At 66.1% G+C, this 21,486-nt stretch carries 21 protein-coding genes; 10 read left to right on the plus strand and 11 right to left on the minus strand.

The window, feature by feature from the left end:
- Window positions 1-10 precede the first annotated feature (10 nt).
- Both CA833_RS06610 and CA833_RS06615 read left to right on the plus strand, forming a co-directional pair.
- Entirely contained in the window at window positions 11-1,744 is a 1,734-nt protein-coding gene (locus tag CA833_RS06610) for an acyl-CoA dehydrogenase (protein ID WP_207079588.1), read from the plus strand.
- A complete protein-coding gene (locus CA833_RS06615) occupies window positions 1,741-2,568 on the plus strand; it encodes a DUF815 domain-containing protein (protein ID WP_207079589.1) in 828 nt (275 codons plus the stop codon). The genes CA833_RS06610 and CA833_RS06615 overlap by 4 nt, the downstream gene beginning before the upstream one ends.
- Before the next feature lie 55 nt (window positions 2,569-2,623).
- On the opposite strand, the gene CA833_RS06620 is transcribed toward CA833_RS06615, so the two are convergent.
- The gene (locus CA833_RS06620; RefSeq protein WP_207079590.1) at window positions 2,624-4,105 is read right to left on the minus strand and encodes a sorbosone dehydrogenase family protein; all 1,482 of its coding nucleotides are present in this window, start codon (window positions 4,103-4,105) and stop codon (window positions 2,624-2,626) included.
- 62 nt (window positions 4,106-4,167) lie between these two features.
- Between CA833_RS06620 and CA833_RS06625 the strand changes: the two genes are divergently transcribed.
- Window positions 4,168-4,650, plus strand: a complete 483-nt coding sequence (locus CA833_RS06625; protein WP_207079591.1) for a GAF domain-containing protein — start codon at window positions 4,168-4,170, stop codon at window positions 4,648-4,650.
- Between the two features lie 256 nt (window positions 4,651-4,906).
- On the opposite strand, the gene CA833_RS06630 is transcribed toward CA833_RS06625, so the two are convergent.
- The 6 genes from CA833_RS06630 to CA833_RS06655 form a co-directional block, all read right to left on the minus strand.
- Window positions 4,907-5,887, minus strand: a complete 981-nt coding sequence (locus CA833_RS06630) for a ParB/RepB/Spo0J family partition protein (RefSeq protein WP_142636615.1) — start codon at window positions 5,885-5,887, stop codon at window positions 4,907-4,909.
- A complete protein-coding gene (locus tag CA833_RS06635; protein ID WP_142636613.1) occupies window positions 5,884-6,660 on the minus strand; it encodes a ParA family protein in 777 nt (258 codons plus the stop codon). Before CA833_RS06635 ends, CA833_RS06630 begins: the two co-directional genes overlap by 4 nt.
- On the minus strand, window positions 6,657-7,298 hold the full coding sequence (gene rsmG / locus CA833_RS06640) for a 16S rRNA (guanine(527)-N(7))-methyltransferase RsmG (RefSeq protein WP_207079592.1): 642 nt from the start codon (window positions 7,296-7,298) through the stop codon (window positions 6,657-6,659). The genes CA833_RS06635 and rsmG overlap by 4 nt, the downstream gene beginning before the upstream one ends.
- The gene (mnmG, locus tag CA833_RS06645) at window positions 7,295-9,142 is read right to left on the minus strand and encodes a tRNA uridine-5-carboxymethylaminomethyl(34) synthesis enzyme MnmG (protein WP_207079593.1); all 1,848 of its coding nucleotides are present in this window, start codon (window positions 9,140-9,142) and stop codon (window positions 7,295-7,297) included. Before mnmG ends, rsmG begins: the two co-directional genes overlap by 4 nt.
- A 64-nt stretch (window positions 9,143-9,206) precedes the next feature.
- A complete protein-coding gene (gene mnmE / locus CA833_RS06650) occupies window positions 9,207-10,499 on the minus strand; it encodes a tRNA uridine-5-carboxymethylaminomethyl(34) synthesis GTPase MnmE (protein WP_207079594.1) in 1,293 nt (430 codons plus the stop codon).
- A 38-nt stretch (window positions 10,500-10,537) separates the two neighbouring features.
- Window positions 10,538-10,816 carry a DUF6489 family protein gene (locus tag CA833_RS06655; protein WP_142636605.1) on the minus strand — a complete coding sequence of 93 codons (279 nt, stop codon included), beginning with the start codon at window positions 10,814-10,816 and terminating at the stop codon, window positions 10,538-10,540.
- A gap of 121 nt (window positions 10,817-10,937) precedes the next feature.
- Here CA833_RS06655 and CA833_RS06660 point away from each other — a divergent pair, with 121 nt between their 5' ends.
- From CA833_RS06660 to CA833_RS06670, 3 genes are read left to right on the plus strand one after another with little or no spacing between them, the layout of a single operon-like run.
- Window positions 10,938-11,633 (plus strand): dienelactone hydrolase family protein, encoded by a 696-nt coding sequence (locus CA833_RS06660; protein ID WP_207079595.1) that lies wholly within the window; start codon window positions 10,938-10,940, stop codon window positions 11,631-11,633.
- Between the two features lie 6 nt (window positions 11,634-11,639).
- Window positions 11,640-13,226 carry an FMN-binding glutamate synthase family protein gene (locus tag CA833_RS06665; RefSeq protein WP_207079596.1) on the plus strand — a complete coding sequence of 529 codons (1,587 nt, stop codon included), beginning with the start codon at window positions 11,640-11,642 and terminating at the stop codon, window positions 13,224-13,226.
- A gap of 14 nt (window positions 13,227-13,240) precedes the next feature.
- A complete protein-coding gene (locus tag CA833_RS06670) occupies window positions 13,241-14,209 on the plus strand; it encodes a quinone oxidoreductase (protein WP_207079597.1) in 969 nt (322 codons plus the stop codon).
- A gap of 51 nt (window positions 14,210-14,260) precedes the next feature.
- Here CA833_RS06670 and CA833_RS06675 read toward each other — a convergent pair whose 3' ends face one another.
- From CA833_RS06675 to hemE, 4 genes are all read right to left on the minus strand, one after another.
- Window positions 14,261-14,938, minus strand: coding sequence for a TerC family protein (locus tag CA833_RS06675; protein ID WP_185928786.1), 678 nt, complete (start codon window positions 14,936-14,938; stop codon window positions 14,261-14,263).
- A gap of 60 nt (window positions 14,939-14,998) precedes the next feature.
- Complete coding sequence (gene rho, locus CA833_RS06680; protein ID WP_207079598.1) at window positions 14,999-16,255, minus strand: transcription termination factor Rho; 1,257 nt, start codon at window positions 16,253-16,255, stop codon at window positions 14,999-15,001.
- Between the two features lie 269 nt (window positions 16,256-16,524).
- On the minus strand, window positions 16,525-16,950 hold the full coding sequence (locus CA833_RS06685; protein WP_370584555.1) for a CopD family protein: 426 nt from the start codon (window positions 16,948-16,950) through the stop codon (window positions 16,525-16,527).
- Between the two features lie 142 nt (window positions 16,951-17,092).
- Window positions 17,093-18,118: a uroporphyrinogen decarboxylase gene (hemE, locus tag CA833_RS06690; protein ID WP_207079599.1), complete on the minus strand. Its 1,026-nt coding sequence runs from the start codon at window positions 18,116-18,118 to the stop codon at window positions 17,093-17,095.
- A 346-nt stretch (window positions 18,119-18,464) separates the two neighbouring features.
- Between hemE and CA833_RS06695 the strand changes: the two genes are divergently transcribed.
- Genes CA833_RS06695 through coaE form a run of 4 tightly spaced genes read left to right on the plus strand, consistent with a single transcriptional unit; the run spans window position 18,465 to window position 21,442 of the window.
- Window positions 18,465-19,310, plus strand: coding sequence for a pyruvate, water dikinase regulatory protein (locus CA833_RS06695; protein ID WP_142636589.1), 846 nt, complete (start codon window positions 18,465-18,467; stop codon window positions 19,308-19,310).
- 16 nt (window positions 19,311-19,326) lie between these two features.
- Window positions 19,327-19,935, plus strand: a complete 609-nt coding sequence (locus CA833_RS06700; protein WP_207079600.1) for a nucleoside triphosphate pyrophosphatase — start codon at window positions 19,327-19,329, stop codon at window positions 19,933-19,935.
- Window positions 19,932-20,822 carry a shikimate dehydrogenase gene (locus tag CA833_RS06705; protein WP_207079601.1) on the plus strand — a complete coding sequence of 297 codons (891 nt, stop codon included), beginning with the start codon at window positions 19,932-19,934 and terminating at the stop codon, window positions 20,820-20,822. Before CA833_RS06700 ends, CA833_RS06705 begins: the two co-directional genes overlap by 4 nt.
- On the plus strand, window positions 20,819-21,442 hold the full coding sequence (gene coaE, locus CA833_RS06710) for a dephospho-CoA kinase (protein ID WP_255535875.1): 624 nt from the start codon (window positions 20,819-20,821) through the stop codon (window positions 21,440-21,442). Before CA833_RS06705 ends, coaE begins: the two co-directional genes overlap by 4 nt.
- The last annotated feature ends 44 nt before the right edge of the window (window positions 21,443-21,486 follow it).

Here is a 21,486-nt window from a genome sequence, read left to right on the forward strand (position 1 = left end):
AACCGCGAAAATGAGCTTTAATCCCCCCAGCATCGATCAGGTTCTTGCCCTGCGCGTCAACGCCGGGCTCGACGCGCTTGCCGAAACCGAGCGCTTTGCCGCCGCCAGCCCCGACGTGGTCGAAGCCGTGGTCGAAGGCGCCGGACAGTTCGCGGCTGGCGAATGGGCCCCGCTCAATCGCCTGGGGGACAGCGAAGGCGCCCGCCTCGTCGATGGCAAGGTGGTGCTGCCGCAAGGCTTCGCCAAGGCGTACAGCGACTTCGTGGAAGCGGGATGGAATGCGATTTCCGCACCGGAGGAATTCGGCGGACAGGCCCTGCCCCAGTCGCTCGCGGTTGCCGTGCTGGAATCCATGGGCACCGCCAACATGGCCTTCTCGCTGCTGCCGATGCTGACCGTGGGCGCCATCGAGGCGCTGATTCACCACGGCAGCGAAAGCCAGCAGGCCCGGTACCTGGCGAAGATCGTCAGCGGCGAATGGTCCGGCACGATGAATCTCACCGAACCGCAGGCCGGTTCCGACGTCGGCGCGCTGCGCAGCACCGCCGTGCCGGTCACCGAAGGCCCGCACACCGGCAAGTACCGCATTGCCGGGCAGAAGATCTTCATCACCTGGGGCGAGCATGACCTTGCCGAAAACATCGTCCACCTCGTGCTGGCCCGCACGCCCGGCGCCCCCGCGGGATCACGCGGGATCTCGCTTTTCGTGGTGCCCAAGTACCATGTCGAGGCCGACGGCACGCCCGGCGCGCGCAACGACCTCAAGGTCGTCAGCCTCGAACACAAGCTCGGCATCCACGCCTCGCCGACTTGCGTGATGAGTTACGGCGACAACGGCGAATGTATCGGCGAACTGGTCGGCGCGGAAAACGAGGGCCTGCGCTGCATGTTCACGATGATGAACAACGCCCGCATCAATGTCGGCGCGCAAGGCGTGCAGATCGCCGAGCGGGCGATGCAGCAGGCGATGGCCTACGCGAACGACCGCGTGCAGTCCGCCCGCGCCGGGTCGGCCGACAAGGCCCCCGTCGCCATCGTCGAGCATCCCGACGTGCGCCGCACCCTGCTGCGCATGCGCGCGCTGACCGAAGGCGGCCGCGCCCTGCTCTACTACGCCACCGGCCAACTCGATCGTGGCGGCATGGGGGATAGTGCCGCCCAGCAGCGCGCCGAACTGCTGGTGCCGCTGGTCAAGGCCTGGTGCACCGACATCGGCGTGGACGTGGCCAGCCTCGGCATCCAGGTCCACGGCGGCATGGGCTTCATCGAGGAGACCGGCGCCGCGCAGCACTACCGCGATGCCCGCATCGCCCCGATCTACGAAGGCACCAACGGCATCCAGGCCGCCGATCTCGTGACCCGCAAGCTGGGCATGGAACAGGGCGGCGTGCTGTTCGCCCTGATGGACGAGATCGCCGCCGAAGCCTCCGAAGCGCTGCAGGACCTCGCCCGCGGCTGCAAGGCCATGGCCGAACGCTTCATCGCCGGTTCGCTCGACGACCGCCTGGCCGCCAGCGTGCCCTTCCTCGAAGCCTGCGCCGTGGCGGTGGCGGGCTGGCAGCTCGAACGCCAGGTCGCGGCCCTTCCCGCGCTGGACCTCTCCGCCAGCTTCGCCAAGCGCAAGCAGGTGGTGGCCCGCTATCTTGCCCAGCACATCGTGCCCGAAGCCATGGCTGCACTCACACAGGCCGCCAAGGGCGCGGACCTGCTCTATGATCTCACCAGCGAGGAACTGACTGCGTGACCGACCAGATTGACGCCCTGACCCGTATTGCCGCCGCTCTCGAACGCCTGGCCCCGCCGCCCGCCCCGGCCGTCAACTGGCTGGCCCACCCCGCCTATGTCTGGACCGGCAGCGAAGCCCGCGCGGTGACGACTCTGGAAGCCCCCGCGCTCGCCATGCTGCGCGGCATCGATGCCCAGAAGGAACGTGTCGTCACCAATGTCGAGCGGCTCGCCCAAGGCCACGCCGCCCACGACATGCTGCTCTGGGGCTCACGCGGGATGGGCAAGTCGGCGGTGATCCGCGCCGCCATCCGCGCGGCGCAGGACCTGCATCCGGGCCGCATCGCTCTGGTGCAGGTCGCGCAGGAAGCGCTCCACGGCGTCACCGCGCTGTTTGCGCTGCTCGGCCGGGTCGACCGCCAGTTCCTCGTCTACATCGACGATCTCGGTTTCGAGGAAGGCGACGGCACCGGCCCGCGCCTGCTGCGTTCGTGGCTGGAAGGCGGCGTCGAGGCCCGTCCGGCCAATGTCCGCCTTGCCGTGACCTCGAACCGCCGCGCCATCGTCGGCCGCGCGATGAGCGAGCAGGACGATCCGATCAACACCCGCGACGTGGTGGACGACCGCCTCGCCCTGGCCGACCGCTTCGGCCTGTCGATCGGTTATCACAACTGCGACCAGCCATCCTACCTCGCGATCATCCACGGCTATGCCGAACAGTACGGGCTGGAATTCGAGGAAAGCGACGCGCTGGAATGGTCGCGTCGGCGCGGGGCCCGCTCGGGGCGCGTGGCCTGGCAATATGTCACCGAACTGGCCGGGCGCATGGGCAAGGTCGTCTGAACCAAAAACGGGGGGCCGATGGCCCCCCGTTCTCGTTTCCACGCAGGTCTGCCCGTCAGGGCAGCAGGCGGTCCGGTCCCTTCTTGAAACCGGCGATCGTATCGACACCCGGAACCGTGGGATCCTTCAGTTCCTTGAGCGGCTTCATGTGCTCGGTCTCCACCGCCGTGATCGCGGCGGCCGGCTTGGCCCCCGGCGCATTGACGCGCCAGATCATGCCCGCCGTATCGTCGCTGACCAGCAGGCTGCCGGTCTTGTCGAAGGCCAGCCAGGTCGGGCGGCCACGCGTATGCGAAGCGTCCTTGAGGAAGCCCGAGAGCACCGGAATCGGCTTCACGTCCCGGGGATTGCCGTTCTTGTCGAAGGGCACGAAGACCACGTCGTAGCCCACCGCCGGGCGGCGGTTCCACGAACCGTGGCGCGCCACGAAGGCACCGTTGGCATACTTGTCGCCCAGCACGATGCCGCCCTTGGCAAAGACCATGCCCAGCACGGCCGCATGGGCCCCCATCGCGTATTCGGGCTTGCGGGTATATTCGAGCATGTAGGTCTGCATCGGCCACTGGACGCGGTCGTCGAAAGTCGTCTTCCAGTAGATCCACGGCCAGCCATACTGCGAGCCGACCGGCACGCTGGTCAGATAGTCCGGCACCAGATCGGGGCCGAGCATGTCACGCTCCTGCACGGTGGCCCAGAGTTCCCCGGTCGAGGGATTCCAGCCCATGCCGTTGGGATTGCGCATACCGGCCGCGAACTGGCGGACCTTGGCGGTCGCGACGTCGATCTCCCAGATCGCCGCGCGGCCCGATTCCGCTTCCATGCCGTTGTCGGCGATATTGGTGGCTGACCCCACCGCGACATAGAGATGCTCGCCGTCCTCGCTCATGAGCAGGTTGCGCATCCAGTGATTGCCGGCAGCCGGCAGGTCCATCATCTTGCGCAGCGGCTTGCCGACCAGCTTGGTCTCGCCGGGCGTGAATGCGAATTCAAGCACGGCATCGTGGTTGGCGATGTAGAGCTTGCCGTCACGATAGGCCATGCCCGAGGGCGAATGCATGTCCGCGGTGCGGAAGTCCGAACGGGTTTCCGCCTTGCCGTCGCCATCGGCATCGCGCAGCAGCACGATCTTGTCCGGCGATGGTACGTCGGCGCCGACCTGGCTGAACATCCAGCCCATGACCATGCCGGTGAGGCCGCCCGGCTTGTTGCCGGCAGGCGCATTGGCTTCGGCCACCAGCACGTCGCCATTGGGCAGGGTGAGCATCGTGCGGGGATGGTCCAGGCCTTCGGCGAAGCGGCTGACGGCCAGCCCCGGCGCCGCCGTGGGCTTCTCGCCCTGGGCCCAGCCCACCGTGCTCACCAGCTTGACGCTGGGAATGGTCTGCGGATCGGCCTCGACCAGCTTCGGGTCCTTGCCCGTCGTCGCATCGAGCGGCAGGTCGGACGTGTTGGAATACTGCGCCCAGGCAATCACCCCGACAATGGCGAGGACGATCAGCAGCAGGACGACGGCGACTTTGATGAGTATCGAGCGCATGCCGCATGGAATAAGCGCGCACCGGCTAGGCGGCAACAAGGACTTGGAGTAACCCCTCCGCCATGTACGACTTCGCACCCAAGGGCGACACGCCCAAGCCCGAACTCTATGGCGAACTTGTCGAGGCCGCGCAGGCGCTGATCGCCGGCGAGCCCGACCCGGTTGCCAACATGGCCAACCTCGCCGCGCTGCTCTGGCAGTACCTGCCCGACCTCAACTGGTCCGGCTTCTACCGCAACGTCGCAGACGAACTGGTGCTGGGGCCCTTCATCGGCAAGCCCGCCTGCATCCGCATCCCCTTCGGCCAGGGCGTCTGCGGCACGGCGGCACAAAGCGGCGAGATCCAGGTCGTGCCCGACGTCCACGCCTTCCCCGGCCATATCGCCTGCGATGCGGCAAGCCGTTCGGAACTGGTGGTGCCGGTGCTGCGTGAGGGCAAGGTGATCGCGGTGATCGACCTCGACAGCCCCCTGCCCGGCCGTTTCGACGACGAGGATGCTGCGGGGATCGAGCGCTTCGCGGCGGCAGTTGCCGGGGCGATTTAATTCAGTTCTGTCAAGAATTTAAGAATAACGCAGGGGAGCCCATCGGCGAAGCTCGGGATAGACTTCGCCCCCCTGCCCCCCCAATTCTGTCTCCGTCGCCGCCTCGCCTGACCGATGCGCACTCATTGCGGAAACTGGCCGCCCCCAGTGCATTCAACGACTCAAACGCTGCAGTTCAAGCTCAACCAATCGTGCGAGACGCGACGAAGACGGTAACGGGGTCTGGGGCCCATGGCCCCAGAATCATCCCCTTTTCTTAAATGGCTCCGCCCGTCAGACGCTGACACACCAGATCGAGCTGATCGAGCGTCGCATACCGGATCGTCACCGTCCCCGACTTGGGATCGGCATCCGCGCTGATCTTCACCGGCATGCCGAGGAATTCCTCGAGGTGGTTCTGCACGGCGGCGATGTCGGCATCTTCCGTCGCGTTGCGGGCCGTACGCGCCCGGCGCGGTGCCACATCACCGCGCAGCTTCTTGCGCACCAGCTTCTCGACATCGCGCACCGACATCTGCTTGCCGATCGCGGCCTCGGCGATTTCCTCGGCATCGTCGCAGCCAATCAGCGCACGCGCGTGCCCCATCGACAGGCTGCCGTTCTCGACCTTGGCGATCACGCCGTCGGGCAGTGCCAGCAGGCGCTGGAAGTTGGCGATATGGCTACGGCTCTTGTCGACCATGCGGGCGATCTCGGCCTGGGTCATGCCCTCGAATTCGGCCAGGCGGTTATAGGCGCGCGCCTCTTCGATGGGATTGAGATCCTCGCGCTGGAGGTTCTCGATCAGCGCCAGCGCCATGACCTCACGCTCGGTGAGCTCGCGCACCAGCGCCGGAATCTCGTGCAGCTGCGCCTTTTGCGCGGCGCGCCAGCGGCGTTCACCGGCAACCAGCTGATAGCCGCCCCGCGGCATCGGCCGCACGATGATCGGCTGAATGACCCCGCGATGCGCGATCGAGGCGGCAAGTTCCTCCAGCGCTTCCTCGTCGAAGATCCGGCGCGGCTGATCGGGATGCGGGGTGATGTCGGAAATCGCCAGAACCGCAAGACCGCCCGCGCGCGTCGACGGCGCACCGGTGCTTTCTCCACCGGCGGAGAGCGGCTCCTCGCGCCGGGTTTCACCGAGCAACGCCCCCAGGCCGCGCCCCAGCCCCTTGGGCTTCTGGCGTACCGGCGATGGCTTTTCCGCAGCTACAGCGTCCTGCTGGGGGACGCCGACAATGGATTCTTCGCTCATGCCGCTTTCCTCTTCTCGGGCAGTCGGGTGATCAGTTCGCGGGCAAGCGCCATGTAGGCGCGGCTGCCTGCGCAGGTGTGGTCATAGATAAGAGCCGGCACGCCGTGGCTCGGCGCTTCCGACAGGCGCACGTTGCGCGGGATCGTGGTTTCGAACACCAGCGATCCCAGCACCGAACGCACGTCTTCGGAGACCTGGTCGGTCAGGCGGTTGCGGCGGTCGAACATGGTCAGCGCGATGCCGATGATACCGAGATCGGGATTGAACCGCTGCTGCACCCGCTCGACCGTCTGCAGAAGCTGGCTGAGGCCTTCGAGCGCAAAGAACTCGCACTGCAGCGGCACCAGCAAGGTATCCGCCGCCGTCAGCGCGTTGAGCGTCAGCAGGCCCAGCGAGGGCGGGCAATCGATCAGGCAGACGTCGTAGCCCAGATCGGGGCGCAGCTGCGTGCGCAGGCGATTGGCGCGGTCCTCGGCGTTGACCAGTTCGATCTCGGCGCCCGAAAGGTCCACCGTCGCCGGCAACAGGTCGAGGCCGGGAATCTTGGTTTCCATCACGCATTCGGCAACCCGGGCGCGATCGACCAGCACGTCATAGGACGAGGCGGTTCGTTCCGCTGCGGAAATGCCGATCCCGGTCGAGGCATTGCCTTGCGGGTCGAGGTCGATCAGCAGCGTTTTCCAGCCAGTGGCGGCGAGCGCGGTAGCGATGTTGATCGCCGTCGTGGTCTTTCCGACACCGCCCTTCTGGTTGGCAATCGCGATACGGATCACTTGGTCTTACCCTTCCCGCCGGCCAGCGTGCCGACAATGATGCCCGCTTGCGGATCCGTCAGGGACTGTTCCACGTGGAACACATGCCGCCATTTGCGAAGGTCATCCAATTCTTGCTGTGCGGACCGCCCTTTGGGCAACAGCCAGACCGTGTCGCTTGTGGAAAACCGCGAGGATAAGGTGAGGAGTTTTTCCAGCGGTGCAAAAGCGCGCGCCGAGATCACGCGCGCCTCACGTGTTTCTACCAGTTCCAGACGCTGACCAAGCACCCTCGCCTTGTCGAGCCCCATCGCCAGTCGGGCGCGATCGAGCCACTCGATTCGGCGCGCCCGCGATTCGACCATCAGCACGTCACACTCGGGACGCAGCGCCGCGATCACCAGACCGGGGAAACCCGCGCCGGTGCCAAGGTCCATCCAGGGCGAGGATGTTCCACGTGGAACATGCGGGAGCAGCTGGGCACTGTCGACGATATGCCGCAGCCAGACCTGATCGAGACTGGCCGCCGAAACCAGATTCTGCCGGGTGTTCTCTTCAGCCAGCATGCGGACCAGAATCTCCAGCCGCTCCTGCGCGGCCTGGTCGTATTCGGGCAGAGCGCGCAGCCAGTCGCGCGCTTCGTCTTCAGTGGAAATCACGCTGCTTCCTTGCGGGCATGGACAAGCAGCGCCGCAAGCGCTGCGGGAGTGATACCGGGAATCCGACCGGCGGCGGCGAGCGTTTCCGGTCGCACCCTGGTCAATCGCTCGACCATCTCACGCGAGAGGCCGGGAATCTCGGCATAGGGAAAATCGTCGGGGAGCGGCAGGGACTCGCTCGCGCGCAGATCGCGCAGTTCGCGTTCCTGCCGATCAAGATAAGGCGCATAGGCCGCATCTTCGGCCAGTTCTTCCGCCAGCGCGGAATCGGCGAGATGCTCGCTGGCGATCCATGGCGAGAGTCCCGCCAGATCGACACCGCCAAACCGCAGCCACTCCCGGATAGGGAGACGGCCTGCGTCGGCGCGCACAGGAAGCCCAGCCTGCGCCATCTCGGCGGACGCCACCGGCACGTCGAAAGCCGCTTCCAGTTCCGCACGCGCTTCCAATCGGCGCGCGAACCATTCCCGTCGAGCCGGACCGACCGCACCCGCGTCGATAGCCAGCGGAGTCAGCCGCGTGGTCGCATTGTTCGCGCGAAGGCGCAGACGGTACTCGGCACGCGCGGTGAGCATGCGATAGGGCTCACTCACGCCGTGCAGGGTGAGATCGTCGATCATCACCGCCATGTAGCTGTTGGCCCGGTCCAGCGGAGCGGGCTCCCGGCCCAGTACCGCAGCAGCCGCATGCATGCCGGCGACCAGCCCTTGCGCGGCGGCTTCCTCGTATCCGGTCGTGCCATTGATCTGCCCGGCACAATAGAGTCCGGCCATCTCGCGCAGTTCCAGACTCGTGCGCAGCGCACGCGGATCGATGTGATCGTACTCGACCGCATAACCCGGCACGACCATCTCGACACGCTCCAGCCCTTCCATCGTCCGCAGCATGTCCAGCTGGACGTCGGCGGGCAGCGAGGTGCTCACGCCGTTCGGATAGACCAGCGGATTGTCGAGGCCCTCGGGCTCAAGGAAAATCTGGTGTCCGTCACGGTCGGCAAAGCGGTGAATCTTGTCTTCGATCGAAGGGCAATAACGCGGCCCCTGCGCCCCGATCGCGCCCGAGAACAGCGGCGAGCGATGGAGGTTGGAGCGGATCACCTCATGCGTGCGCGGGTTCGTCCGCGTGATGGCACAGAACACCTGCGGCACTTCGCGGCGCTGCCCCATGGCCGACATCGTCCAGGGCTCGACATCGGAGGGCTGCTCGCCCAGCCGCGCCCAATCGATGGTGCGGCCGTCGAGACGCGGCGGGGTGCCGGTCTTGAGACGGGCCATCGGCAGCTTGGCTTCGCGCAATTGCGCCGCCAGCTTCTGCGCCGAGCTTTCGCCGATCCGGCCGCCGATCATGCGTTCCTCGCCCCGGAACAGAGTCCCGCCCAGGAACGTGCCGGTGCAGAGCACGACCGCGCGCGCATCGAGGCGAGAGCCATCGGCCAGATCGATGCCGACCACCCTGCCCTGCTCCATCACCAGCGCGGCGGCTTCGCCCGCAACCAGAGTCAGATCGCCCTGCTCTTTCAGCATGCGATGGATCGCCGCCTTGAACAGCTTGCGGTCGGCCTGGACACGCGGGCCCTGCACCGCGCTGCCCTTCGAGCGATTAAGCATGCGATAGTGAATCGCCGCCGCATCGGCGGCCCGGCCGATGAGTCCGTCAAAGGCATCGACCTCGCGCACGAGGTGGCCCTTGCCCAATCCGCCGATGGCGGGATTGCAGCTCATGGCGCCCACGGCGTCGATGTCGAAGCTGACAAGCGCCACGCGCGCGCCCATGCGGGCGGCCACGGCCGCCGCCTCGCAGCCGGCATGGCCGCCGCCGATCACGATCACGTCGAAGGAATGCATCCGACGCGCTTACTCGAAAGCGTGAATCGCGTCAAAGGTGTGTTCCACGTGGAACACACTCTATTCACTTGCCGATGCAGAACCGTCCGAACAGGGCATCGAGCATATCCTCGGTGGTCGCCCGGCCGATCAGCGCATCGAACGCCACACGCGCAAGACGCAGCGCCTCGGCCACCAGCAGCGGATCACTCTCCCGTCCCGCTGCGGCCAGTGCCCTTTCCGCTTCGCCGACAAGAGCATGCTGACGCGCATTCAAAGCCGCGTCGCCCGGACGCGGCATCGCCCCCCGCGCCGTCTCGATAAGATCGCGGCGCAGGCCGTCCATGCCCTCACCGGTCACCGCCGAGATCCGGTGGCGCGCCTCGGCCTTGTGTTCCACGTGGAACACATCGGCCTGCGCCGCGATCTCCCACGACGCTTCCGGCCCCTCACCTTCCGGGCCAAGCCAGAGTACGAGATCCGCCCGGTCCAGCGCATCGCGGGCGCGCGAGATGCCGATGGCCTCGATCACGTCACCGGTCTCGTCCCGCAGCCCGGCCGTATCCCCGAACAGGAACGGCACGCCGCCAATCGAGACGGCGCGCGTCAGCACATCGCGTGTGGTCCCGGCGAGCGGAGACGTGATCGCCGCCTCATCCTCGACCAGCGCATTGAACAGCGTGCTCTTGCCGGCATTGGGCGGTCCCGCCAGAACCACCCGGTAGCCCTCGCGCAGCGCCTCGGCACGCGGACGGTCGAGCCAGTCCGCAAGCTCTTCGCGCAGATCGACAAGCTGGGCGATGAAGTCCGCAGGCAGATCGGCAACATCATCCTCGTCGCCAAAGTCGAGCACTGCCTCGACCGAAGCCGAAGCCTTCAGCACCCGGTCGCGCCACTGCTCGACCTGCCGTGAGAAGGCACCGCCCGCCATCGCCAGCGCCGAACGACGCTGCAGTTCGGTTTCGGCGGAGAGCAGGTCCGCCAGCCCTTCGGCCTCGGCGAGATCGATCCGGCCGTTGGCAAAGGCGCGGCGGGTGAATTCCCCGGGAGTTGCGCGGCGCAACTTCGGCAACCGGGCCAGTTCCGCCTCGACGGCGTTGACCACCGCCCTGCCCCCATGAAGATGGAACTCGGCCAGGTCCTCGCCGGTGGCTGTCGCCGGTCCCGGGAACCACAGCACCAGTGCCTGATCGAGAACCGCCCCTTCGCGATCGCGCAGCACGCGGTAGCGCGCCCGGCGCGGTTCGGGCAGCGAACCCGCCAGAGCGCAAAGCGCTGCCCCGGCCTCGGGGCCGCTCACACGAATGATGGCAATGGCAGCCGGCGGCGCACCGCTCGACAAGGCAAAGATGGTGGAGGCGGAAACGGTCTCAGACATGGACCCCGCCTAGCCCGAGCGGGTCCGCCCGTGAAGGCTCAGTTGTCCTTCTTGGGCTTGCCGCCTTGCGGATTGAGCACGCCGCTCAGCGCCATGGCCGCACCGCTTTCCATCAGCTGCTGGAACAGCTTCAGCCCGAATTCGCCCATCGGCGCGACCTGCTTGGTCAGTTCCTGAAGCTGATCGACGCTGCCGACACCCTGCATCGCCTTGCTGAGCGCATCGACATAGACCTCGTTGGCCTTGGTCACATCGGGCAGGCCAAGGAAGCGGCGGGCCTCTTCGGGCGAGCATTCTACCTCGACATTGACCTTCATCACCGCGCTCCCGCTTGGAATTTCTGTATCATAGCTGGCACAGTGCGCTGGCAAAGTCCATCGCCCGGGCCTACCTCCGACAAACGGTTCCAAAGACCCGAAGGTTCTCAGGAGACTCCCCATGACCAACACCGAAATCCCCACGCTCGACGGCGAGGGCCTGATTCCCGCTTACGTCGCCCGCCCCGAAGGCACCCCGCGGGGCGCAATCATCGTCCAGCAGGAGATCTTCGGCGTCGATGCCGGTATTCGCCAGAAGGCCGATGGCTGGGCCGCCAAGGGTTATCTCGCGGTCGCGCCCGACAGCTTCTGGCGCCAGAAGCCCGGCGTCGAACTCAGCCCTTATGACGAAGGCGAGTTCAAGCAGGCGATCGACTACATGATGGGCCATGACTTCGATCTCGGCATTCGCGATCTCGAAGCGGTGATTCACTGGATCCGCCGGGAACAGGATGTCGCCAAGGTCGGCCTCGTCGGCTTCTGCATGGGCGGCCGCATCGCCTACATGGTCGCCGCGCGTACCGACATCGATGCCTCGGTCGGGTACTACGGCGTGATGATCGACCAGATGCTCAACGAGAAGCACGCGATCGCCCGCCCGCTGATGCTGCACATTCCCACCGCCGACCACTTTGTCGACGCCGCCGCGCAGAAGGCGATCCACGAGGGGCTCGATGACCATGCCCGCGTCACCCTCTGGGACTACGAAGGCCTCGACCACGGCTTCGCCGCCGAGATCGGCGCCCGCCGCGACGAAGCCGGCGCCGCGCTTGCCGATGGCCGGACCGAGGCGTTCTTCGCGGAGCATATCGGCTAAACGACGATGACCCTTGCCCCGCGCTACGCCGTCCCGCTCGCGGTCGTGTCTCTCACGGCCGCCTGCTGGTTCCTTCCATGGTGGCGCGGGGCCTTGTGGCTCATGGTGCCGATCCTGCTGCTGACCCTCTGGGACTTCGTGCAGGGCCGCCACGCATTACGACGCAACTATCCGCTCATCGCCCGCATGCGATGGCTCTTCGAAGACCTGCGCCCCTACTTGCGCGCCTATATCGTCGAGGGTGACCGCGAAGGCCGCCCCTTCACCGTCGAGGAACGCAGCCTCGTCTATGCCCGCTCGAAGGGCGAGAACGACTCGCACCCGATGGGTACCGAGCTGGACGTCTATTCCGACGAATACGAATGGCTCGGCCATTCGATCGCCCCGAACGAGAACGCCGCCAGGGACTGGCGCGTGAAGATCGGCGGCGAGCATTGCAGCAAGCCTTACGAAAGCGCCCTGCTCAACATCTCGGCGATGAGCTTCGGCTCGCTCTCCGCCAATGCGATCGAGGCGCTCAACAAGGGTGCGGCGCTCGGCGGCTTCGCGCATGATACCGGCGAAGGGTCGATCAGCCCCTATCACCGCACCTACGGAGGCGATCTGATCTGGGAACTGGGCAGCGGCTATTTCGGCTGCCGCCACAAGGACGGCACCTTCGATCCCGACCTCTTTGCCCGGCAGGCGCAGAGCGATCAGGTGAAGATGGTCGAGATCAAGCTCAGCCAGGGTGCCAAGCCCGGCCATGGCGGTGTCCTGCCCGGCCCCAAGGTCACGCAGGAAATCGCCGAGACACGCAAGGTGGAGGCGGGCAAGGACTGCCTCTCCCCGGCCGCGCATTCGGCCTTCTCGACACCGATCGAACTGCTCGAATGGATCGTGCAACTGCGCACCCTGTCGGGCGGCAAGCCCGCCGGCATGAAACTCTGTGTCGGCCAGCCGCACGAGATCATGGCCATGGTAAAGGCGATGATCGAAACCGGAATCACCCCGGACTTCATCGTGGTCGACGGCGCCGAGGGCGGCACCGGCGCGGCGCCGCAGGAACTGACCGACAATGTCGGCATGCCGCTGCGGGAAGGGTTGATGCTGGTGCGCAATGCTCTGGTCGGCGCCAACCTGAAGGACCGGGTGCGGATCGGTGCATCGGGCAAGATTCATTCCGGCGCCGGCATGGCCCGCGCCTTCGCGCTGGGCGCCGACTGGTGCAACGCCGCGCGCGGGTTCATGTTTGCGCTGGGCTGCGTGCAATCGATGAAGTGCCATACCGGCGCCTGCCCGACCGGGGTCGCCACCCAGTCGTTCTGGCGCCAGCGCGGCCTGGTGGTCGAGGACAAGGCCGAACGCGTGGCCCGGTTCCAGAAGGAGACGCTCAAAGCCCTGCGCGAGATCGTTGTCTCGATGGGTTACGACAGCCCCTGGGACCTCAACCAGCACGACATGTACCAGCGCATAGACAGTGCCAAGGCCGGTCCGCTCGACGAGGTCTATCCCTTTCTCAAGCCCGGCGAGCTGCTCGCCGATCCCGACTCCACGCCTTACGCACGCGCGTGGAAGGTGGCGCGGGCGGATACCTTCCGCCGCGTGTTCTGAAGGACCCAAATCGGATGACTACCGGATACCGCATGATCGCCCGCCGGCATGGCGGCCCCGACGTGATCGAACGCGAAGACTTCACCGTGCCCTCGCCCGGCATCGGCGAGATCGTCATCGAGACCGAAGCCGTCGGCCTCAACTTCATCGATACGTATTACCGCAAGGGGCTCTATCCCGATCCCCTGCCGATCAGCCTCGGCTCCGAAAGCGTCGGGCGGATCATCGCGCTGGGCGAGGGTGTTTCCGGATTCGCCATCGGGGAGCGTATCGGCACCACCAGCGCCGGGGGCGCCTATGCCACGCACCGGCTGCTTCAGGCGGACAAGGCCATGCGCATCCCGGAAGGAATCGCGCCCGAGATTGCCGCTGCCGTCATGCTCAAGGGCCTGACGGCCTGTTATCTTGCCGAAGATACCTTCCCCGCCGCCGCCGGCCATGTCGCGCTGGTCCATTCGGCCGCGGGCGGTGTCGGCTCGCTGCTGGTGCCCTGGCTGCTTGACAAGGGCGTGACCGTGATCGCCCATAGCGGTTCGCCGCAAAAGGCCGCAGGGGTACCCGGCGAGCATTCGCTGTCCTGCGATTTCAATGATTTGCCTGAGAAGATCCGCAAGATCACGTCCGGTGCGATGTGCCATGTCGTCTACGACGGGGTCGGCGCGTCTTCGTGGAACGCCTCGATCGCCTCGCTGCGCCGGCGCGGGCTCATGGTGACCTATGGCAATGCCTCCGGCCCGGTACCGCCGCTGCCCCCGCTCGACCTGATGCGCGCCGGTTCGCTCTATCTCACCCGCCCGACGCTCGCCGATTATGTCGCCACGCCCGAGGAACTGGCGGGAAGCGCGAAAAAGCTGTTCGACCGGATCGCCAATGGCGTCCTTTCGCCCAGGATCGGGCAGACCTTCCGGCTCGAGCATGCCGCCGAGGCCCACCGGGCCCTGGAATCCCGGGCGACGACAGGGTCCACGGTCCTGGTTCCCTGAACACCAAAAAGGGCCCGGGAGTCTGGCTCCCGGGCCCTTTTCTGTTTCTCGTCACATCAGGGTGATGATGCCCAGCTGTGGATCGATCCAGCCTTCGTAGATCATCTTCACCGCCACGTAGAGGATCACCACCAGACCGATCCAGGCAATCCAGCGATAACGCTCGATGTACCGGGCGATGAAATTCGCCGCGACGCCCATCAGCGCCACCGCCACGATCAGGCCGACGATCAGGATTCCCGGATGATCGCGCGCCGCCCCTGCCACGCCCAGCACGTTGTCGATCGACATCGAGATGTCGGCCACGGCAACGGAAATCGCCGCTCCGGCAAAACTCTTGGCCGGATTGACGCCGGAATGCTCGTCTCCCTCGATCTCGGGAGAACCCGGCGAATGCTCACCGCCCCGGATCTCGCGGAACATCTTCCACGCCACCCACAAGAGCAGCAGCCCGCCCGCAAAGACCAGGCCGACGATGCCCAGCAGCCAGGTCACCACCAGCGCGAAGCCGATGCGCATGACCAGCGCCGCGATCACGCCGATGGCGATGACCTTCTTGCGCTGCTCGGCCGGCAGTCCCGCGGCCAGGGCGCCGACGACAATGGCATTGTCGCCCGCCAGCACCACGTCGATCATCAGCACCTGCAGGAACGCCGACATGGCTGCCGGCGTCCCCAGGTTCGAGAAATCGGTGACGATATGGTGCCAGATCTCCGCCGGACCGCCCATCGCGGCGGTCGCGGCGGTCGCGGCAAAAGTATCGAGAATGCTCACGCCCCCGATCCCCGCTTACTGGTTCATCGTCGAGAAGAAGTCCTCGTTGGTCTTGGAGTCCTTCATCTTGTCGAGCAGGAACTCCATCGCATCGACCGTGCCCATCTGCATGAGGATACGGCGCAGGACCCACATCTTGGTGAGCTGGTCCTTGGGAACCAGCAGTTCTTCCTTGCGGGTGCCCGACTTGCCGACGTCGAGCGCCGGGAAGATGCGCTTGTCCGCCACCTTGCGGTCGAGGACGATTTCCGAGTTGCCGGTGCCCTTGAACTCTTCGAAGATGACTTCGTCCATGCGGCTGCCGGTGTCGATCAGCGCGGTGGCGATGATCGAGAGCGAACCGCCTTCCTCGATGTTGCGCGCGGCGCCGAAGAAGCGCTTGGGGCGCTGCAGGGCGTTGGCGTCGACACCGCCGGTCAGCACCTTGCCCGAGCTGGGCACCACGGTGTTGTAGGCGCGGCCGAGACGGGTGATCGAGTCCAGCAGGATCACGACGTCACGCTTGTGTTCCACGAGGCGCTTCGCCTTCTCGATCACCATTTCGGCGACCTGGACGTGGCGCTGGGCAGGTTCGTCGAAGGTCGAGGAGATCACCTCGCCCTTCACGCTGCGCTGCATGTCGGTGACTTCTTCCGGGCGCTCGTCGACGAGCAGCACCAGCAGGAAGACTTCCGGATGGTTGTCGGTGATGGCCTTGGCGATGTTCTGCAGCAGCACGGTCTTGCCGGTGCGCGGCGGCGCCACGATCAGGGCGCGCTGGCCCTTGCCCTGCGGGCTGATGAGATCGATCACGCGGGCCGACTTGTCCTTGACCGTCGGGTCCGAGGTGTCGAGCTTCAGGCGCTGGTCGGGATAGAGCGGCGTCAGGTTGTCGAAGTTGACGCGGTGGCGCACCACGTCGGGATTGTCGAAGTTGACGCTGATGAGCTTGGTGATCGCGAAATAGCGCTCGCCGTCCTTGGGGGCGCGGATTTCGCCTTCGACGGTGTCCCCCGTGCGCAGGCCCCATTTGCGGACCTGGTTGGGCGAGACGTAGATGTCGTCGGGACCGGCAAGGTAGTTCGCCTCGGGGCTGCGCAGGAAGCCGAAGCCGTCCGGCAGCACTTCGATCGTGCCCTGCCCGATGATTTCCTCACCGTCCTCGGCCACTTCCTTGAGAATGGCGAACATCAGGTCCTGGCGGCGCAGCGTCGACGCGCCTTCCACGCCCAGTTCCTCTGCCATTTCGACCAGTTCGGCCGACGATTTTTTCTTGAGTTCCTTGAGATGCATTTTTTCTGGTTTCCGAATGGAAATTGTATGGAGGTCGGCCGGCGGATCGGATGGGCTTGGGGAAAGCGGATCCGGGCAGGAGAATGGGCTCGCCGCCCTGTGCCGGGACAACGATCAGATAGGGATTACGCGGCTTTTGGTCAACGCGCGATCCACAGGGCGGACGGCGCCTGCGCCCAGTGGATCCTGCATGCGATGCTTCGGCTCTGGAGGGCCGGGGGGGGGCGTGCAGTCCTGGGCGGTCCCGGACGCGCGCCTGCGGGTGCGGGTCAGAAGGGTTTGACGACCGCGAGAATGACGATGACCACGGCGGCGAGGCCGGGAATCTCGTTGAGCAGGCGCAGCTGCTTGCCGGTCAGCACGCGTTCGCCCTTGGCCAGCTTCTTCGCATAGCCGACCAGCCAGCCGTGGTAGCCGGAAAGACCCAGCACGAACAGCAACTTGGCATGCAGCCAGCCCTGGCTCCAGGCGCCGATCGAGAAGGCCGTGGCCAGGCCGAAAACCCAGACCATGATCATGGAGGGGGTCAGGATGATCTTGCGCAGCTTCGCCTCGCGGTCGATCCAGCGCGCCGCTTCCGCCGAACCCGGCTCGGCTTCCTGGTGATAGACAAAATAGCGCGGCAGCATGAACAGCCCGGCCATCCAGAAGATCACGAAGATGACATGTCCGGCTTTCAGCCAGAGATAGAGCATGGAGAGCGTTTCCTGCATCGGCGCGCGGGGTCTCGTTGGAGCGGCAGTGGGACGGCGATCGCGCCCCTCCTGCACCCTCGCCCCGCGCGGTTCAAGGTGATTCCAGTGGGTTGAAGCCCTCCCGTGCGCGGAAGGGCCTTGTTCAGCGTGACCAGCCGCGCACGATGCGCAGCAGCGCCTCGACGTTCTCGATCGGCGTGAACTGGCCGATTCCGTGCCCGAGGTTAAACACGTGCGGGCGGTTGGCAAAGGCATCGAGCACGCGGCGCGCACCGGATTCCAACGCCTCGCCGCCCGAAAGCAGCAGCAGCGGATCGAGATTGCCCTGCACCGGCAGGCCTTGCGGCAATTCGCGCGCGGCCCAGACAGGGTCGATCGTCTCGTCGATTCCGACCGCGTCCACCCCGGTCTCGCGGGCATAGGCGGGCAATTTTTCGCCGGCCCCCTTGGGGAAGCCGATGATCGGAGTCCCGGGATGGCGCGCCTTGATCGCGGCGGTGATGGCGGCATTGGGCGCGATCACCCATTGCTCGAACTGGGCGGGCGAGAGCGAGCCTGCCCAGGAATCGAACAACTGCACGGCCTCAGCCCCGGCCTCGATCTGCCCACTGAGATATTCGACAGTCACCCCCACGATAGCCTGAATCACCTCTCCGAAGGCCTGAGGGTCGCGATAGGCCATGGCGCGGGTCTCATGCTGGTCCCGGCTCCCCTCGCCCGCGCACATGTACGTAGCGACCGTCCAGGGGCTTCCTGCAAAGCCGAGCATCGTCTTGTCGTCATCGAGGGCGGCGCGAACCTTGCGCACCGTCTCGTAGATCGGCGTGAGCCGTTCGGGCACCGCGGAGAGATTGCCAAGGGCGCTGTCGACCAGACGCGGAGAGAGCTTTGGGCCTTCGCCGGCAAGGAACTCGAGGTCCTGTCCCATGGCGTATGGCACGATCAGGATGTCGGAAAACAGGATGGCACCGTCGAATCCGAAGCGGCGGATCGGCTGGAGGGTAATCTCGGCGGCCGCGTCGGTATCATAGACCAGCGCGAGGAATCCGCCCTTGTCGGCGCGCAGGGCGCGATATTCGGGGAGGTAGCGACCCGCCTGGCGCATGAGCCAGATCGGGCGCTTGCCCGGGTTCGTTTTGCGCAGGGTGTCGAGAAGAAGGCCAGGCATCGAGATTCAGGTCCAGTCCAAAAAAATAAGATTCTTAAAAGGATGATAGAGTCTGTTGGTCCTGTGGATATCGGGGACGGCTGAACCCTGCCCGATTTATCCCGGGCTGAACAGGTTCAAGAGTCATCCGCGACTCTCCGTAGAGTCTGAGTCAAAGATTCTTTATCCCGGTTTCCCACAGGCTGTGGGCCGGTTTTGAATCTTGTTTAAGACTCACCCCATTGAATCGGTTCAACGGGGAGGAAAACCGCCTCCCGAGTTGTCACCGTATCCATCCCGTGGTTTATGCCGGGACATATCCACAGAGCCCCTGTGGGCCCCCTGAAAACCCCGAAAAAGGCCGAAAATGGCGCGTTTCCACCTCCACCTTCTCTCGGATTCCACCGGCGAAACGCTGGAAATGATCGCCAAGGCCGCGCTCGCCCAGTTCGACGATTCCGACGTCCTGCGGCACTTCTGGCCGATGGTGCGTTCGCAGCAGCACCTCGACAGGATCATGGGCGAGATCGCCGCCAATCCCGGCCTGGTCTTTTTCACGCTGGTCAACGAGGAAACCCGTGGGCGGCTGGAGGAACGCTGCCAGCAACTCGGCCTGCCCGCGATCGCGGTGCTCGACGGGGTGACCGACGCGCTCGAGGCCCTGCTCGGGCAGGAAGCCAAGGGCCGCCCGGGGCGCCAGCACCGGCTCGACGACGCCTACTTCGCGCGGGTCGACGCGATCCAGTTCACCATTGCCCATGACGACGGCATCGCCTGGGAAGACTGGGAAGAGGCCGACATCGTGCTGGCCGGGGTATCGCGCACCAGCAAGACGCCGACCTCGATCTACCTCGCCAATCGCGGCTACAAGGTCGCGAATATCCCCATTGTCGTGGAAAGCCCGCCGCCGCCGCTGCTCTATGGCCTCAAGCGGCCGCTGGTCGTCGGCCTCACCACCGCGCCCGAGCGCCTGATCCAGATCCGCCGCAACCGCCTGCTCTCGCTCAGCCAGTCGCCCGACACCGATTACGTGAAGACCGATAGGGTCGAGGACGAGTTGAAGTATGCCCGGCGCATGTTCGCGGACAATTCCTGGCCGGTGATCGACGTGACTCGCCGCTCGATCGAGGAAACCGCGGCGGCAATCATCAATATCTACAACGAACGGAAGGCCGAGGACGCACAGGCGCGCGACATCGGCGGTCCGGTCTGATTTCCAGGAACCAGCGATGATCGTACTCGCCTCCCAGAGCGCCTCGCGCCGTGCCATGCTCGAAGCGGCCGGCATCGCCTTCCGTACCCAGCCTGCCCATGTGGATGAGCGGTGGATAGAATCGGGATTGGCGGGGGCCAGCCCGGCCGAAGTGGCGCTGGAACTGGCCAGGGCCAAGGCCCTGGCGGTATCCACTGCCCTTGCGGGGCAGTTGTCCACAGCTGCTCCCGGCGAACTCGTGCTCGGCAGCGATTCCCTGGTCGAATGCGGCGGCCGCCGGTTCGACAAACCCGCCAGCCGCGAGGCGGCGGCCGAGCATCTGCGGTTCTTCTCGGGCAAGACGCTGAATCTCCACAGCGCCGCGGCGCTGGCCCGCGGCGGCGAGATCGTCTGGGCCGAAGACGCCGTGGCGTCACTCCACGTCGTGACCCTGTCGGATCGTTTCATCGAGCATTACCTCGATGCCGAATGGCCCGAAGTGGCGGGCTGCGTCGGCGTGTTTCGCATCGAGGCGCGCGGCGTGCAGCTGTTCGAGAAGATCGAAGGCGATTATTTCACCATCCTCGGCATGCCGCTGCTGAAAGTGCAGGCGGCGCTGCGCCGTCTCGGAGAGATCGAACAATGACCGTAAGCGGGAACGCGCCGGAGCCCGGCACCCCTTATGCCGAAGTGATCGGCGATCCCATCGCCCAGTCGAAGTCGCCGGTGATCCACGGATTCTGGCTGGAGAAGCTGGGCATCGCGGCCCGCTACGAACGGTGCCTGGTCGCCGCCGAAGGGCTGGCCGACTATCTCGCCGCCCGCCGCGCCGATCCGGACTGGCGCGGCTGCAACGTGACGATGCCGCACAAGCAGGCGATCGTGCCGCTGCTCGACCGGCTCGATCCGCTGGCGGCCCGGATCGGCGCGGTCAATACCGTGGTGCGCGAGGCGGACGGCACGCTGACCGGTTACAACACCGATGCGCCGGGCTTCCTCGAACCGCTGGAATCGCGCCTTGCCGAAACGCACCTGTTCCGCATGGCGCGGGTGCTGGGCACCGGCGGCGCCTCGCGGGCGATCGTCGCGGCGCTCGCCGAGCGCGGTTTTGTGGTGGTGCTGGCCGGGCGCGACCCGGACAAGGCCCGCGCGATGCTGGACGAACTCACCGCCCAGCAGGACCATCACGCGATTCACCTCGGCCACTTCGCCGCGCCGACCGACTTTGCCTTCGACGACCGCGCGCAGTGCCTTGACCTCGTGGTCAATGCCAGCCCGCTGGGCATGACCGGGCAGGAAGCCCTGCCCTTCGACTTCACCCATGCGCCGCCGGGCAGCGTGGTCTACGACATCGTCACCAGCCCGCGCGACACGGCGTTCCTGCAGGCGGCCCGCGCGGCGGGCTTTGCCACGGTCGACGGCCTGGCGATGCTGATCGGCCAGGCCGGTGTCGCCTTCACCCACTTCTTCGGCCACGAGCCGCCGCGCGATGCGGCCAGCGACGAGGAATTGCGGCGCCGGCTGGAAGCGTGACCACCACCAGGGCTAGCGCCGCGCAAAGGCGTCCGAAGATTCTGGGCCTCACCGGCTCGATCGGCATGGGCAAGTCGACCGTGGCGGCGATGATGCGCGAACTGGGGGTCCCGGTCTTTGATGCCGATGCGGCGGTGCATGAACTGCAAGGTCCGCAAGGGGCCCTGCTCGGCGCGATCGAGGCGGCCTTTCCGGGCACCACCGGCCCGCAGGGAGTCGACCGCGCCCGGCTGGGCGCGGCGGTGTTCGGCAACCGCGAGGCGATGGCGCGACTCGAGTCGATCGTCCACCCCGCGGTCGCGGTCAAACGGCAGATTTTCCTAAGGGAAAATGCCGATGCGCCCCTAGTGGTTTTCGATATTCCCCTGCTCTACGAAAAAGGCGGCCATGAAGGGCTCGATGCCGTGGCCGTGGTCTCCGCCCCGGCCGATGTGCAGCGTGCCCGCGTGCTGGCAAGGCCCGGCATGACCGAGGAGAAATTCGAACAAATTCTGGCGCTTCAGGTGCCGGATGCGGAAAAACGCAGGCGTGCCGACCATGTCATCGACACCGGCCTGTCGCATGCAGGAACACGGGAAGAGGTGGAGCGCATCCTGGGCGCGTTGGGCCAAGCGGAATAATCGTTCCCGGGGCCTTGCGAAGCCGCCCCGGCAGGCAGATATGA

The sequence above is a fragment of the Novosphingobium sp. KA1 genome (genome assembly GCF_017309955.1).
In the GTDB taxonomy this organism is placed as follows: Bacteria; Pseudomonadota; Alphaproteobacteria; order Sphingomonadales; family Sphingomonadaceae; genus Novosphingobium.